Origin of the sequence: Algimonas arctica (genome assembly GCF_014652695.1) — a bacterium.
Taxonomy (GTDB): Bacteria; Pseudomonadota; Alphaproteobacteria; order Caulobacterales; family Maricaulaceae; genus Litorimonas; species Litorimonas arctica.
In genome coordinates this window covers 41,439-54,132 of record NZ_BMZH01000001.1, presented here as the reverse complement: position 1 = coordinate 54,132, position 12,694 = coordinate 41,439, and the positions used below count along the sequence as shown (strand labels likewise).

Annotated in this window: 14 protein-coding genes; 4 read left to right on the top strand and 10 right to left on the bottom strand. The window is 53.8% G+C overall.

Features of this window, described 5'->3' with window-relative positions:
- Nucleotides 1-174 precede the first annotated feature (174 nt).
- The 3 genes from fumC to IE105_RS00250 all read left to right on the top strand — a co-directional run bounded on the left by fumC (nt 175) and on the right by IE105_RS00250 (nt 2,134).
- Nucleotides 175-1,566: a class II fumarate hydratase gene (gene fumC, locus IE105_RS00260; RefSeq protein WP_189494182.1), complete on the top strand. Its 1,392-nt coding sequence runs from the start codon at nt 175-177 to the stop codon at nt 1,564-1,566.
- Nucleotides 1,563-1,739 (top strand): DUF4169 family protein, encoded by a 177-nt coding sequence (locus IE105_RS15585; RefSeq protein ID WP_189494180.1) that lies wholly within the window; start codon nt 1,563-1,565, stop codon nt 1,737-1,739. The genes fumC and IE105_RS15585 overlap by 4 nt, the downstream gene beginning before the upstream one ends.
- Before the next feature lie 170 nt (nt 1,740-1,909).
- Complete coding sequence (locus IE105_RS00250; protein ID WP_189494178.1) at nt 1,910-2,134, top strand: ribbon-helix-helix domain-containing protein; 225 nt, start codon at nt 1,910-1,912, stop codon at nt 2,132-2,134.
- Here IE105_RS00250 and IE105_RS00245 read toward each other — a convergent pair.
- From IE105_RS00245 to IE105_RS00200, 10 genes are all read right to left on the bottom strand, one after another.
- Nucleotides 2,117-2,842 (bottom strand): peptidoglycan recognition protein family protein, encoded by a 726-nt coding sequence (locus IE105_RS00245; protein WP_189494176.1) that lies wholly within the window; start codon nt 2,840-2,842, stop codon nt 2,117-2,119. The genes IE105_RS00250 and IE105_RS00245 overlap by 18 nt on opposite strands.
- Nucleotides 2,839-3,267: a DUF1801 domain-containing protein gene (locus tag IE105_RS00240; RefSeq protein ID WP_189494174.1), complete on the bottom strand. Its 429-nt coding sequence runs from the start codon at nt 3,265-3,267 to the stop codon at nt 2,839-2,841. The genes IE105_RS00245 and IE105_RS00240 overlap by 4 nt, the downstream gene beginning before the upstream one ends.
- Before the next feature lie 2 nt (nt 3,268-3,269).
- On the bottom strand, nt 3,270-4,145 hold the full coding sequence (locus IE105_RS00235) for a DMT family transporter (protein ID WP_189494171.1): 876 nt from the start codon (nt 4,143-4,145) through the stop codon (nt 3,270-3,272).
- A gap of 18 nt (nt 4,146-4,163) precedes the next feature.
- Complete coding sequence (locus tag IE105_RS00230) at nt 4,164-4,523, bottom strand: hypothetical protein (protein WP_189494169.1); 360 nt, start codon at nt 4,521-4,523, stop codon at nt 4,164-4,166.
- Between the two features lie 104 nt (nt 4,524-4,627).
- On the bottom strand, nt 4,628-5,320 hold the full coding sequence (locus tag IE105_RS00225; RefSeq protein ID WP_189494167.1) for a tellurite resistance TerB family protein: 693 nt from the start codon (nt 5,318-5,320) through the stop codon (nt 4,628-4,630).
- Entirely contained in the window at nt 5,317-6,297 is a 981-nt protein-coding gene (gene metF, locus IE105_RS00220; protein ID WP_189494166.1) for a methylenetetrahydrofolate reductase [NAD(P)H], read from the bottom strand. Before metF ends, IE105_RS00225 begins: the two co-directional genes overlap by 4 nt.
- A complete protein-coding gene (locus IE105_RS00215; protein WP_189494164.1) occupies nt 6,294-7,259 on the bottom strand; it encodes an ArsR/SmtB family transcription factor in 966 nt (321 codons plus the stop codon). Before IE105_RS00215 ends, metF begins: the two co-directional genes overlap by 4 nt.
- Before the next feature lie 57 nt (nt 7,260-7,316).
- A complete protein-coding gene (locus IE105_RS00210; protein ID WP_189494162.1) occupies nt 7,317-9,206 on the bottom strand; it encodes a glycoside hydrolase family 9 protein in 1,890 nt (629 codons plus the stop codon).
- A 151-nt stretch (nt 9,207-9,357) separates the two neighbouring features.
- A complete protein-coding gene (gene ettA / locus IE105_RS00205) occupies nt 9,358-11,016 on the bottom strand; it encodes an energy-dependent translational throttle protein EttA (RefSeq protein WP_189494161.1) in 1,659 nt (552 codons plus the stop codon).
- A 717-nt stretch (nt 11,017-11,733) separates the two neighbouring features.
- Nucleotides 11,734-12,123 (bottom strand): hypothetical protein, encoded by a 390-nt coding sequence (locus tag IE105_RS00200; protein ID WP_189494159.1) that lies wholly within the window; start codon nt 12,121-12,123, stop codon nt 11,734-11,736.
- A gap of 60 nt (nt 12,124-12,183) precedes the next feature.
- Between IE105_RS00200 and IE105_RS00195 the strand changes: the two genes are divergently transcribed.
- Nucleotides 12,184-12,690 carry a TetR/AcrR family transcriptional regulator gene (locus IE105_RS00195; RefSeq protein ID WP_189494157.1) on the top strand — a complete coding sequence of 169 codons (507 nt, stop codon included), beginning with the start codon at nt 12,184-12,186 and terminating at the stop codon, nt 12,688-12,690.
- Nucleotides 12,691-12,694 lie beyond the last annotated feature (4 nt).

The window sequence follows — 12,694 nt, the reverse complement described above, 5'->3', positions numbered from 1 at the left end:
AGATTAAGCAATCAGACGCAAGCCCGGTTTGGGTGTCTAGTCTGAATATTACCGCAATCATGATTGCTATATTCGGACTGACGTTCATCACCCTTGTCATTTTCTTTATCATGAGCATTCGTGAATAACGTCCAGAGACTAGCCCCTTCGCCGCGCGCCTGCTAACGGCAGCTCATGACAAAATTTCGCACCGAATCTGACTCCTTTGGCGAACTCAACGTTCCGTCTGATAAATATTATGGGGCGCAAACGGCGCGCTCGCTGATCAACTTTCCGATTGGAATTGAAACCATGCCGCCCGCGCTGATCCGGGCGCTCGGAATCATCAAACGTTCCGCCGCGATTGCCAATTATAAGGCTGATAATCTGGAGTCCCACCTAAAGGATGCCATCGTGCAGGCGGCGTCCGACGTGGCTGAGGGCAAGTTAGACGACAATTTCCCGCTCTCTATTTGGCAAACCGGCTCCGGCACACAATCCAATATGAATTCGAACGAAGTCGTCTCGAATAAAGCCATTGAAATTTTGGGCGGCGAAATTGGCTCAAAATCACCTGTTCACCCCAATGACCACGTCAATCGCAGCCAATCTTCCAACGACACATTCCCGACAGCCATGCACATTAGTGCGGCGGAACAGATCGCGCATAAATTACTGCCCGAATTGCAAGTCTTGCGGAACGCGCTCAATGATAAGGCGGAAGCCTTTAAGTCCATCATCAAAATCGGCCGAACCCATACGCAAGACGCGACACCCGTCACGTTAGGACAAGAATTCTCAGGCTATGTGGCGCAACTCGACCTCGGTATAGAGCGTGTAAAACGGGGACTAGAAGAGCTTTACCCACTGGCGCAGGGCGGCACAGCCGTCGGCACGGGACTGAATGCGAAACCCGGGTTTGCAGAAGACTTCGCCGCTGAAGTGGCCAGCTATACTGGTCTGCCATTTCGCACCGCCGATAATAAATTCGAAGCGCTTGCGGCGCATGATGCCTTTGTCTCAGCCCACGGCGCGTTAAATACGGTCGCGGTGTCCCTGCTCAAGATCGCCAATGACATTCGCTTTCTCGCGTCCGGGCCGCGCTCAGGTCTCGGTGAGATCAGCTTGCCAGCGAATGAACCGGGCAGCTCGATTATGCCGGGTAAAGTCAATCCGACCCAGTGCGAAGCCATCACGATGGTCTGCACCCAAGTCATGGGCAATAACACGACCATCACAATCGCGGGCAGCCAAGGCCATTTCGAATTGAACGTCTACAAGCCTGTAATGGTCTATAATATGCTGCAATCCATCACGCTGTTGGCCGAAGCCTCCCGCAGTTTCTCGGACCGCTGTGTTGTCGGTATCACGGCCAATGAAGACCGGATTGCCGAACTTTTGAGCCGCTCCCTCATGCTCGTCACGGCGCTCGCCCCGACCATTGGTTATGACAATGCCACCACCGTCGCAAAGACAGCGCATAAAAACGGGACGACCCTTCGTGAGGAAGCGGTCGGCCTCGGGTTTGTCACCGAAGACGAATTTGACAGGGTTGTGCGGCCAGAATTGATGATTTCTCCGCGGTGAGCGTCCACAACCTCAAACAAGCCCGTAAACGCAAAGCCAAAATGGACGCCACGAAACAGGCCGACGCCAATCGCGTCGCCCATGGATTGAGTTTGGCGCAGCGTAATGTTGCGAAAACAACCCGTGATAGGCAGACAAAAGCGTTGAATAATCATATACTGGACAAAAGTTAGCTACCCTGAGGTCTGACCAGAATGCGTTTTCAGTCACGCCAACCCGTGATGATCAGTGAGATAAACCGTTCCAACTTGCGGCCCAATCGGCCCTTGAAAGCCGGATTTATTGCGCTCACCCGTCCGAGCAATACGCTGCGCCAGAGCAGTCACCCTCCATTTGATGTCGCATGAAAAAGCGCTCTGTTTCCATCCACGGACATGCGACGTCAGTCGCGCTGGAGTCTGAGTTTTGGGACGAACTAGACCGTGCCGCCAAGACTGAATCCCTGTCCATGTCCGGTTTGATCCGACAGTTAGATGATAAACGACTGCTCGAAGCGCCCGAACAGGGCCTCGCGAGCTATATCCGTGTGTGGACTCTCGCGCGAGTTCGCTCAGACCAATCGCGCTAAGCGACTTACAAGGTCTAACGTTTCCATATCGACGATCCCGTCAATTTTATCGGCCCGATAGCGCCGCTGAAAGGCACGGATGACGGCGACCGTTCGGTCCGTCATGACTCCGTCCAACGCAACACCATAGCCCAGCCCAGCCAACCCCCGTTGGATCAAGCTAATGCCGCGATCACGGTCGCCCCGTTCGAATAAGACGCGCCGATCCCCGTTCGCCTCACCCGGCCATAGGCCAATTCCAGCGGCGGCCAGACCCGTCCACGGAAACATCTCCCCCGGGTCTTCTTTTCGCTCTGGCGCAATATCAGAATGACCGACGATGTTTTGCTGCGCGATATTATGAGCCGTCACGATCCGCTTACACAGGGGGATCAAGGCGTTGATTTGCACGTCAGGAAAATCGGGCAATCCAAATTCATGGCCGCCATTGACGATTTCAATTCCGATACTGGCGGAATTAACGTCTTTGATCCCATTCCAGTCCGAGACACCTGCGTGCCACGCCCTGTTTGCTTCCGGGACCAATCGAAAAACCCGCCCGTCCTCTTCAATCATATAATGCGCGCTGACTTGCGCATCGGGGTCACGCATTCGATCAAGCGCCGCCGTGCCGTTTTCCATGCCCGTATAGTGCAAAACGAGCATCGAAATTGGCAGTTTTCTGTCGTTATAGTTTGGCGATGGCGTTTCAATAATAAGCGGGCTCATTCGGGGTATTTTTCCGCCATAATCGCGAACCCTTTTTGGAGCATTTCGGTCAAAACATCCGTGTCCACATCCGAGAGCCGCTTAATGTAGAGACAAGATTTGCCCATCTTATGCTTTCCAAGACGGGATAATTCCTCGTCAAAATCCTGGTAACCCGGCATAATATTGATTGTGAGAGCTTGCGCGCGGTTCGCAAAGCCGATGCGCATGGAGTCACCTTCTCGACCGCTTTCATATTTATAATGATAGTCACCAAAACCGACGATAGCACTCTTCAACGTTCCACCCCACAATTTGGGGGCCATGCCCGTCACTTCGCTCAGTGTTTTCAGCAGCCATTCGCAATCTGCGCGCCGCTCAGGACTGTCTATGGCCGCGATATAATCCTCAACTTTGAGCCCTTCCGGGACAGTTTTATTGGCCATCGTCAGTCCTCCTGCACGGGCGGCACGGCCCCTCGCCGCGCAATGATCCAGACGCAAGGCAGGATCAGCATCGCCCCCACGATGTAGCGCGGGTAGAGCGTTTCATTCAAGACCAACACACCGAGCAGACAGGCCCACAGCGTGGTGATCAATGTTAGGGGAATGACTTGGCTCACTTCATAGGTCTGAAGCAGGCGGAAATATTGGCCATGCGCGAAAGTTGATACGAAGAGCGCCGCATAAAGCGCCACAACAATCAATTTCCAACCCGCTTGTTCCCAAGCGACCGCGTGGCCCGTCTCAAACACCGCCGTCGTGAAGAGCGACAGCACAAACACCAACACCGCCGTCCAGGCCACATACTGGCGCCAATCCACGTCGGGAATGGTTCGCATTAAAACAGATCCGGTGGCCAGCGCGACATAAGACAAAAGTAAGAGCACAAGTCCGCGGTCCATCGCCAGCGCGCCGGGTTCATAGACCATGATCATGACGCCCAATAACGACACGACAATTGCGGTTGAGCGAATCCAACCGATCCTCTCTTTGAGAAAGAGCACAGACAAGATTGACGATATTGGGATCAGCGCTTGGCTGATGATCGAACTCGCAGATGCAGGTGCGGTTTGTAGGCCGGTATAGAGAAGTCCGAGATGAATCGGACCGACGCAGAGGCTCACTAATAGAAGACGTCCGAATTTTTTGGGCAAAGGTCGAAGCAAAAACACGCCCATAAAGAGCAGCACAAACACGGCGCGAAATAAGGCCAGCATAAAGGGCGGGACCGGGTTAGCCCCCACAATCCATGAACTCAGGACAAAATTGCCGCCCCAACCGAGGCAGCAAAGCATCATAATTATGAAATCGCGCCCCGTCATGTGCGGGCGCGTAAGGGTTTAGCGTTCGACCGTCCAGCCTTCGGGTGTTTGGTGCGCATCAATTACCGGACCATCGGATTTCGTTTGCGGAGCAGATTGCATATCTGCGCCCATCTGCCGACGAATGTCCGCCATGCGGGCATCCATCTGTGCGCGTGGACCAAACGGTCGACCGGTCAATTTGGCTCTGATCCAGAAGATTGCGACCGCGATCAAAACCAAAATGGCGATGGCACTGATCAGGATTAAAGCAAAGGCCGCAGAGAAAAATAGCATGAAAGCAGCCACAACTGTCACGGCGGCAAGAGTGAGCCAACGTCCGATCTGTCCAAACAGGCCCGTTCCCGGACCATGAAGATGCTGAGTTCCTGTCATCATTCGTCTCCTAGACCTCCTAAATCGGAAGAAATAGCGCTCAGGTCAAGAGCACTCGCATTGCGATATGGTCACATCTCAGTCAGATGGGCTGAGAAAGGCATGCTTTATAGCAATATTGCCCGCTCTTTTTTCCGTGTCGCTTGAATATGCGCATAAGCGCGATTGATCATCGCCATTTTATGCGTGGCCAGCGCCGTCATTTCTGGCGGTAAGCCTCGCGCGATGATCCGGTCAGGATGGTTGGCCGCCGCCGCCCGTCGATAGGCCTTACGCAGACCTTCATCTGTGACCGTCTCATCAATACCAAGGATCAAATAAGGATCATCCGCTCCTCGGCCGACATGGTTGGCTCTGAGGCGGGAAAACTCAGATTCTGAGAACCCGAAGATGTCGGCAACTCTGGCTAGATAATCATTTTCTTCGGCTGTCAAAACTCCGTCTGCTAGCGCAATATGAAATAGACCATCAATCACATCTTCAAGCGCCGCTGGGCGCGCGCGAAAATGTTTTGCGATAAGTTTCGCATAGCGCTCAAATCCTAATGTCGTCTGCCGCGCGAGACGGAAAAACCGTTCGACCATGGCTTGCGATTCCGGTTCAGGGCGAAAGACTTGCTCAAACGCGGCAATATCTTCGGTCCGGACTTCCCCGTCCGCTTTCGCCATCTTGGCCCCAAGCGCAATCAAAGCGGCAACCACAGGCGCGTCTTCGACCGTGCCAGAGGTGCCACGCCCATCATTTTGGCTCTGCGGCCCAAAAAGCTGCGCCGCCGCCGTGAAAATTCGAGTCCAAATCATGCGCGTAAACTAGGTCCAACGCTTTGATCGCCAATCGATTGCCGTCTATGCAATCCTAGCACGCGCGACACGGCATTCGCAATTTCCGCCCGGTTGAGTGTGTAGAGGTGATAATGGCGCACGCCCCGATCATGTAATTCGGCCGCCAGCTCAGAAATCAAAGTCGCCGTCAGCATGTCGCGCGTCGTCGGTTCATTATCGAGACCTTCGAACAATTCGACATACCAATCCGGCACCGCCACGCCGCAAAGCTCAGACATTTTTTGTAATCCTTTTACGTTTGGCTGCAACATCAGGCCCGGTACGATCGGGATATCAATACCCGCATCCAGAACCCGGTCTTGGAAGCGCCAAAAAATGTCGGGAGAGAAGAAAAATTGTGTGATGGCCCGCGTCGCTCCGGCATCAATTTTGCGTTTTAGATTATCAATCTCTGAGCGCCAATCGCCACTCTCTGGATGCAGTTCGGGATAGGCCGAGACTGTGACTTCGAAATCGGCAATCCGTTTCAACCCTTCCACCAGATCCGATGCGTAAGCATAGCCATCGGGATGAGGTTGATATTTATCACCAATACCAGAGGTCGGATCACCCCGCAGCGCCACAATATGGCGCACGCCTGCGGCCCAGTAGTCCTTGGCGATAATGTCAATTTCATCGCGAGTCGCTTCGACACACGTCAGATGGGCTGCCGGGTTCATGCGGGTTTCCTTGGCCATACGCTCGACCGTGCGGTGCGTCCGTTCGCGGGTCGATCCGCCTGCCCCATAGGTCACGGAAACAAAGTCGGGTCCTAGAGGTTCAAGTGTTTCTATCGCGGTCCAAAGGCGCGTTTCAGCCTTCACTGTCTTTGGTGGAAAAAATTCAAAGCTCACGCAAACATCAGAACTATTCTTCGTGACAGAACGATCGGACGAGGTACGTGCGATAGCCCCGACGGGGGCATTGGGGTCGCGTTGGGGGACAGACCGGGTCATGTTATCGTTTCCAGCGTTCGTTTTGGCGCGCGTGTCGCCCGCCAAATCAAGAGATCAGGGTAAGTATCGTCTGCGCCAGCAATCGTCTCATAACGAACATCTACAAACCGATGCGCGCTCAAAAGGTCCGACATTTCTTCCGGAGAAAACCCGAGGCGGCGGTGGGAAAATTGGTCACGAAAGTCTTCGCGATCATGTTCTGCAAAATCAACCACGAGGAGTGTTCCATTGGGAGCCAGCAGGCGTGAGGCCTCTGAAAGCGCGTCGCTGGGTCGGTCCAAATGGTGCAAAACCTGATGCAGAGTGACCAAATCCGCGACCCCGTCACCCAACGGCGTTCGCGCCAAATCCGATTGCTGCACCGACAAATGCGCAAACCGCTCATCAGATAAAGTATAGCGAGCCACGCGAAGCATGTCGGGCGACAGATCTATGCCGATTCCGTTTTTGACCCAATCGGATAAGAGCGCGAGCATCCGCCCAGACCCTGTGCCCAAATCGACCATCAAGGAAAATTGGCGCGTATCCAGTTGCGCCAGAATGGCGGCTTCGACTTTGGCTTGCGGCAAAAACTCGTGGCTCAACCGGCCCAAATTATTGGCCACATCGGCAAAGAACTGATTGGCTTGGTTGGCCCGCACGGCCCGAACTTGGTTCAGCCGATCACGGTCTGCCGCCATGACAGGGTCATCAACCGGCAACTTTTCAAGCACACCCATGACAATCGCCATCGAAATACCGCCGTTTACGCAAAGCCGGGAAAACACCCACGAGCCTTCGCGCAGTCTGTCCACGACGCCTGCGTCCTCAAGCGACTTTATATATTGCGTGACGCGTGGCTGTGACAGCTTCAGCACAGACACCAGCTCTGAGACTGTCAGTTCTTCATGCTGCAGGAGCGCCAGAATTCTCAAGCGATCTGGATGACCGAGCAATTTTAATATGCGAGCAATTGTTTCCACTCGACTAACCTATCACAGGCAAAGCGTGCAGCATATAAAATTTTCTTTATATGTGACTTATTGCACGAATTTGCTGAGCAGTCGGAGGTAATCAGCCTGATAGCCGAGCGAGTTTTCGGTCACAGACCAGCTATTTAACGGCCAGCCGTCATTAAATTCGCCATATGACTTCGCGGCAGGCTGCCCCACGGGAGGAACACTATCTGGCCGACGGCAAACTTTGTCACCAAACCCGCCGCACCCTTTAGCGCAGCATTCATCCCGCGCATAACCGGGATTCGGCCCGCCCACTAAAAATCCAGGGGCTGGCCCGTAACGCGACGTTTTTGTGCTATCGAAATCGCGCGATCCATCCTTGAACCACGCATGGTAGATTGTCGACACAGACCGCTCTGCGCCAGCCTCTTTCATATTCGATAAATAGACGAGACCCATCGGGTTCACGCCGTGAAGATAGTGGAGGTAATGCGACGCTGCGTTCACGGCGCGCCCGTGTGATGCGGGATCAATGCCGCCAACGACAGCCTGTGTGAAGACCGCACCGCGGCGCGCTTTCGTGCCGTTACTTCCCCACCAATAGCCATCCACATAAGCGCCATACGGGTCCGCATCATCATTCACAGCCCCCCATCCATTCCATTCTAACATGGCGCTCGAATAATCTTGTCGGATACGTTGGGACAGGCGTTTAGGCACGCCTTGGGTCGCCGCAAACCGTAGCATCGTAAATCCGAGGTCGCCTTCAAACCCATTCGCTGTGTCAGATTTGATTCCCCCAACCCGGCGGTAGAGTCGCTCAGCCGTTTTGCAAAACCGCTCTTCCCCGGTCGCCGCGAAAATTTGCGCCGCGGCGATGAGCCTTTTCTTATCTAGCCGATCCGCATCGACTTCTTGCTGTCCAGCGCCAAGGCCCAATGTCCCTTGGTCGTCATCATTGTTGTAAAACATCTCACTCGGGTTGTCGTCAGCCCACGCCCAAGCGCGCAGAGATCGCGCTTGATAACTATCCGCAATTTCAATCAAACGCGGCTGCGTTCGAAATATTTCGGCGGCCATCGCAAAAGCACCCGCCGCTGTTATGGTGGCCGATGTGTTCTCCAGACCATAGAGTGACGGCCCTTTTGCCTGGGACGGCGGCGAGGCTTCCGCTCGCGCCAATATCGACAACATGGACCCATCAGTATTTTGCATTCGGGCTAGCCAATCCAAGCCCCACTTCACTTCATCCAGCACGTCGGGAATCCCGTTCCCACTCTCAGGAATGCCCATATCATCGGTCCAAACAACCGGATTTTGGATATAGGACGCCAGCAAGCTCGACACATAATTGGCGGTCCAGCTGGTATATTGATTGTAATCGCCCGCATCGTACCAGCCGCCGTGAAGATCGCGCGCGGCGTCCATTTTTCCTTTAGAATCATATCGTTGCGCTTGGCTATCTTGGCCCTTCCCGAGATGTGACGCCGCATCTTCATAGCCCTGCGCCGCATAGGGTGCGCGTTTTTCAAACCCGGCCCGTTGATAGTAAAACACCTTGAACGCATCGCGCAGAACCGGACGATAAACGGTTCGCGAAATCTCAAAGGGATCACTCTCAACGCGGCTGTCCAAATCCCGGACAACGTAAGTTCCCGGGGTCGTCAGCGCAGAAAAATCAAACCACCAAACCCGATCGCCAGACGCCTCGTCTACTTTGCCCTGCTTCCATGCAACAGGACGGCCGCGATAGACGGGATCGCCCGTTCGCACATCAATGACGGCGTAGAGGCCGCTTGGTTGGAAAGACCGGCTCGCATCAAAGCCGATTTGCGGGTCACGAATGACGGCGCGTTTTTCAAGGTTTGGCACATAGCCAAATTGATCCACGACAATAAACGGCGCCGGATCGGTGGCCCGGGCCGTCACCGCGAACGACAAACAGATAATGATCGATAGGATGAGGCGCATAATGCGCTTCATCTACCAAAAACTGTTTTACGAGACTTAAAGGTCTCTGTGTGTGATCCGGTGATTTGTCAGCGTTTTACGCTGACACTCCTAATTTAAACGCGTTTCGAAAAGGTCCTCCCGGACCTTTTCGGTTTACGACGCGCTTGAATCAGCGGTCAAATTTAACAAATTTCAGCTTCTTCGGAATATCCGCATCGTCACCCAAACGGCGCTTTTTGTCTTCAATATAGTCCGCGAAATTGCCTTCAAACCATTCCACATGACTATCGCCTTCATAGGCGAGGATATGGGTGGCAACACGGTCAAGGAAGAAACGATCGTGCGAAATCACCACGGCACATCCGGGGAATTTTTCGAGCGCAACTTCAAGTGACGCGAGTGTTTCACGGTCCAAATCATTGGTTGGTTCATCGAGCAAAAGTAAGTTGGCCGGACGCGTCAGCATTTTCGCCAAGTTCACCCGGTTGCGTTCACCGCCGGACAATTGCCCAACATTCTTCGACTGATCCGTGCCCTTAAAGTTAAATGCACCGACATAGGCCCGGCTTGGAACTTCGCGTTTTCCGAGTTGTAGAATGTCGAGCCCGTCAGAAATTGCTTCCCAAACGTTTTTACTATTATCGAGCGCATCCCGGTTCTGATCGACATATCCAAGTTCGACCGTTTCGCCGACTTTGAAACTGCCTTCGTCGGGCGTCTCATCACCTGTAATCATCTTGAACAATGTGGTTTTACCCGCGCCGTTCGGACCGATCACGCCAACAATGCCACCGCGCGGCAGTTTGAAGGACAGGTCTTTAATCAGCAGTTTATCGCCAAAGCCTTTGGAGACATTATTTGCTTCAACAACAATATTACCGAGCCGTTCGCCCATTGGGATACGGATTTCAGCGTGGCTGACGACTTCTCTATCGGCCTCATCACGCAGATTTTCATATGCGCTGATCCGCGCTTTAGATTTCGTCTGACGGGCTTTCGGGTTAGACCGGATCCATTCTAATTCACGTTTCAACGCTTTGGTCTTGCTGTCGCCTTCGCGGCCTTCTTGATCCATCCGGTCAGCTTTCGACGCCAGCCAAGACGAGTAGTTCCCTTCATGCGGGAACGTCCGGCCACGATCCACTTCGAGCGTCCAATTGGTGATATGGTCGAGGAAATAGCGATCGTGCGTAATCAGAATGATCGCGCCTTTATAATTGACCAGATAGTTCTCCAACCACGCGACGGTCTCCGCATCCAAGTGGTTGGTCGGTTCATCCATCAACAACAGATCAGGTTTAGCGAGCAAAAGTTTGCAAATCGCGACCCGGCGACGTTCCCCACCGGACAACGGCGTAACATCAGCTTCTTTAGGCGGGCAACGGAGCGCCTGCATCGCCATTTCGATTTTACTGTCAATATCCCACGCATCCCGCGCATCAACCTGCTCTTGCAGGACCGTCATTTCTTCCATCAACTCGTCGGTATAATCCTCAGCCATTTTCATGGCGACAGCATTATAGGCGTCGAAAATCCGTTTATCTTCGCATTCCGCGATGACATTGCCCCAGACGTCTTTATCCGGATCAAGTTTCGGTTCTTGCGACAGATAGCCCACTTTGACGCCTTCAGCCGCCCAATGTTCGCCGGTCACTTCCGTGTCGACGCCGGCCATAATTTTCATCAGCGTTGATTTACCCGCACCGTTGACCCCGACGAGGCCGATTTTGGCGTCCGGGTAGAAGGACAGGTGAACATTATCGAGGATAGTCTTATTGCCGAATTTCTTCGTCAAACCCTGCATATGATAAGCGAATTGGCGAGCCATGAGAGCTGTTCCGTCTCTGTGTTTTTACGGTGTAAGGAGCGCCAGACTTCCGGGCGCTTATTTCCCGCCGCATATGTGACGTAAAGGGACTTTTTTCAAGCCTAGACCCCATTCGATAAATTGACATGAGATCACGTCCCACCGCGCATCAAGGCGCCGGCATTCAAGCGTTTCGTGACGTGACACGAGCGCGGGCCTTCCCCGCTGATGGGGAAGGTAGAGTTAGAACCATTTACAACGAGCAAAGCCCGCGCGCCTGACAGACGCATCCGATCAAAACGCCGTGCCCTCGCGGCCCGCTATGAGCTCACGCGAGTGACGGTTAGACCCTTCCGAGGCTTTCGACCCCGCAACTGCCTGCCGCCCGATCTACCGAAGGCGCACCTGACATTCGGGGCCGAACCGCGATGCGGTTCAGTTCCTAGCCAAACGATCCACTGGATCGTTTGGCGTCGTCAAGCTCGTTTCTCATCCGATAGTCGTCATCGATCGTTCCGTCGAATGGAACCGCATGCGCCGCATTAACTCGCATACCGTCCAGCCTACCAAACCCCCGCAAGCCTGAGAGCAATGCCTCTCTCGTGTCCGAAGCGGGTGAGGCTAACAGACCACGAAAAGGGGTAGGCGGGGATGGGGTTATGTTGAATGTCATGAACATGGGGTTTACGAAGACGTTATCCGAGGATCCATTTTATCGCCCCCAACCCGGGACTTGGGTCAAACTTTTGCGTCACGATGCCAAACCAGCGCGAAGAAGAAGAAACTCCAAAAAGCAAAGAGCAAGAACCCGCCAGAATAGGCGGCTAAAAGCGGCGTATTCGCGTAAATATGGGTCAGACCTTGCGCGTCAGCCGTTATCGATAGACCGTCCATGATCATCGCAGGCATGGCCATGATCGTGACTGGAACAAGCATGTCATGCTTGGTCCGCCCTGTAGCTTTTGCAATTAAAATGATGGAGACAGCCGCAAAAGCGAAATTCGCGATCCAAAATAATATGTGCAATAAAGCCCCATCTAAGAAGATCGGTCCGAGATAATGCATTAGGCCCGCCGCAACGATCCAGAAAATGATGCCAATAATGAGAAATGTGCCGCGCTTATCCATGAGACGTTCCTGTAGTGTAGCAGTTGCTACATATGTAGCGGTCGCTACAACCCCCGTCAAGTGACAGATAAAAACACACAAAATGCGGCCAAATACACGGGCCCGTTGGCCGATTATGTGCTGTCACACGGTGTCGCGCGGTCAAGCCTGCGACCAATGGCGAAAGCGGCCGGGACATCTGACCGGATGCTAGTTTACCATTATGGCTCGAAAGCAGGCGTCATGGAAGCCGCGCTCAACGAGCTTGCCCGCCGGGATAAAGAGACCATGGACGCGATGTTACCGGCTGCGCCACTCCCCGCCAATCAATTGATGCCAATGATTGGCAGCGTCATGAAAACCGGGGTCTTTAATCCATCAATTGCCGTTTTGCTGGAGCTAACCGCGCAGGCCATACGGGGGGACGCAATGGCACAAAAGATCGCTAATACACTCGCAACCGACTTTCACGATTGGCTGGCCGCACGCTTAACTGAGCCTGACCGTGCCATAGAATTACTGGCCGCGGTTGAAGGCTGGGGTGTCCTCACAGGCTGCGGCCTCGACGTATCCTTTCCGTCCGGCTAGAGCG

Bases quoted from the DNA above. Each gene is read 5' to 3' on its own strand.
- fumC (WP_189494182.1), top strand. From the start codon at position 175: ATGACAAAATTTCGCACCGAATCTGACTCCTTTGGCGAACTCAACGTT.
- IE105_RS00250 (WP_189494178.1), top strand. From the start codon at position 1,910: ATGAAAAAGCGCTCTGTTTCCATCCACGGACATGCGACGTCAGTCGCG.
- IE105_RS00245 (WP_189494176.1), bottom strand. From the start codon at position 2,842: ATGAGCCCGCTTATTATTGAAACGCCATCGCCAAACTATAACGACAGA.
- IE105_RS00240 (WP_189494174.1), bottom strand. From the start codon at position 3,267: ATGGCCAATAAAACTGTCCCGGAAGGGCTCAAAGTTGAGGATTATATC.
- IE105_RS00235 (WP_189494171.1), bottom strand. From the start codon at position 4,145: ATGACGGGGCGCGATTTCATAATTATGATGCTTTGCTGCCTCGGTTGG.
- IE105_RS00230 (WP_189494169.1), bottom strand. From the start codon at position 4,523: ATGATGACAGGAACTCAGCATCTTCATGGTCCGGGAACGGGCCTGTTT.
- IE105_RS00225 (WP_189494167.1), bottom strand. From the start codon at position 5,320: ATGATTTGGACTCGAATTTTCACGGCGGCGGCGCAGCTTTTTGGGCCG.
- metF (WP_189494166.1), bottom strand. From the start codon at position 6,297: ATGACCCGGTCTGTCCCCCAACGCGACCCCAATGCCCCCGTCGGGGCT.
- IE105_RS00210 (WP_189494162.1), bottom strand. From the start codon at position 9,206: ATGCGCCTCATCCTATCGATCATTATCTGTTTGTCGTTCGCGGTGACG.
- ettA (WP_189494161.1), bottom strand. From the start codon at position 11,016: ATGGCTCGCCAATTCGCTTATCATATGCAGGGTTTGACGAAGAAATTC.
- IE105_RS00200 (WP_189494159.1), bottom strand. From the start codon at position 12,123: ATGGATAAGCGCGGCACATTTCTCATTATTGGCATCATTTTCTGGATC.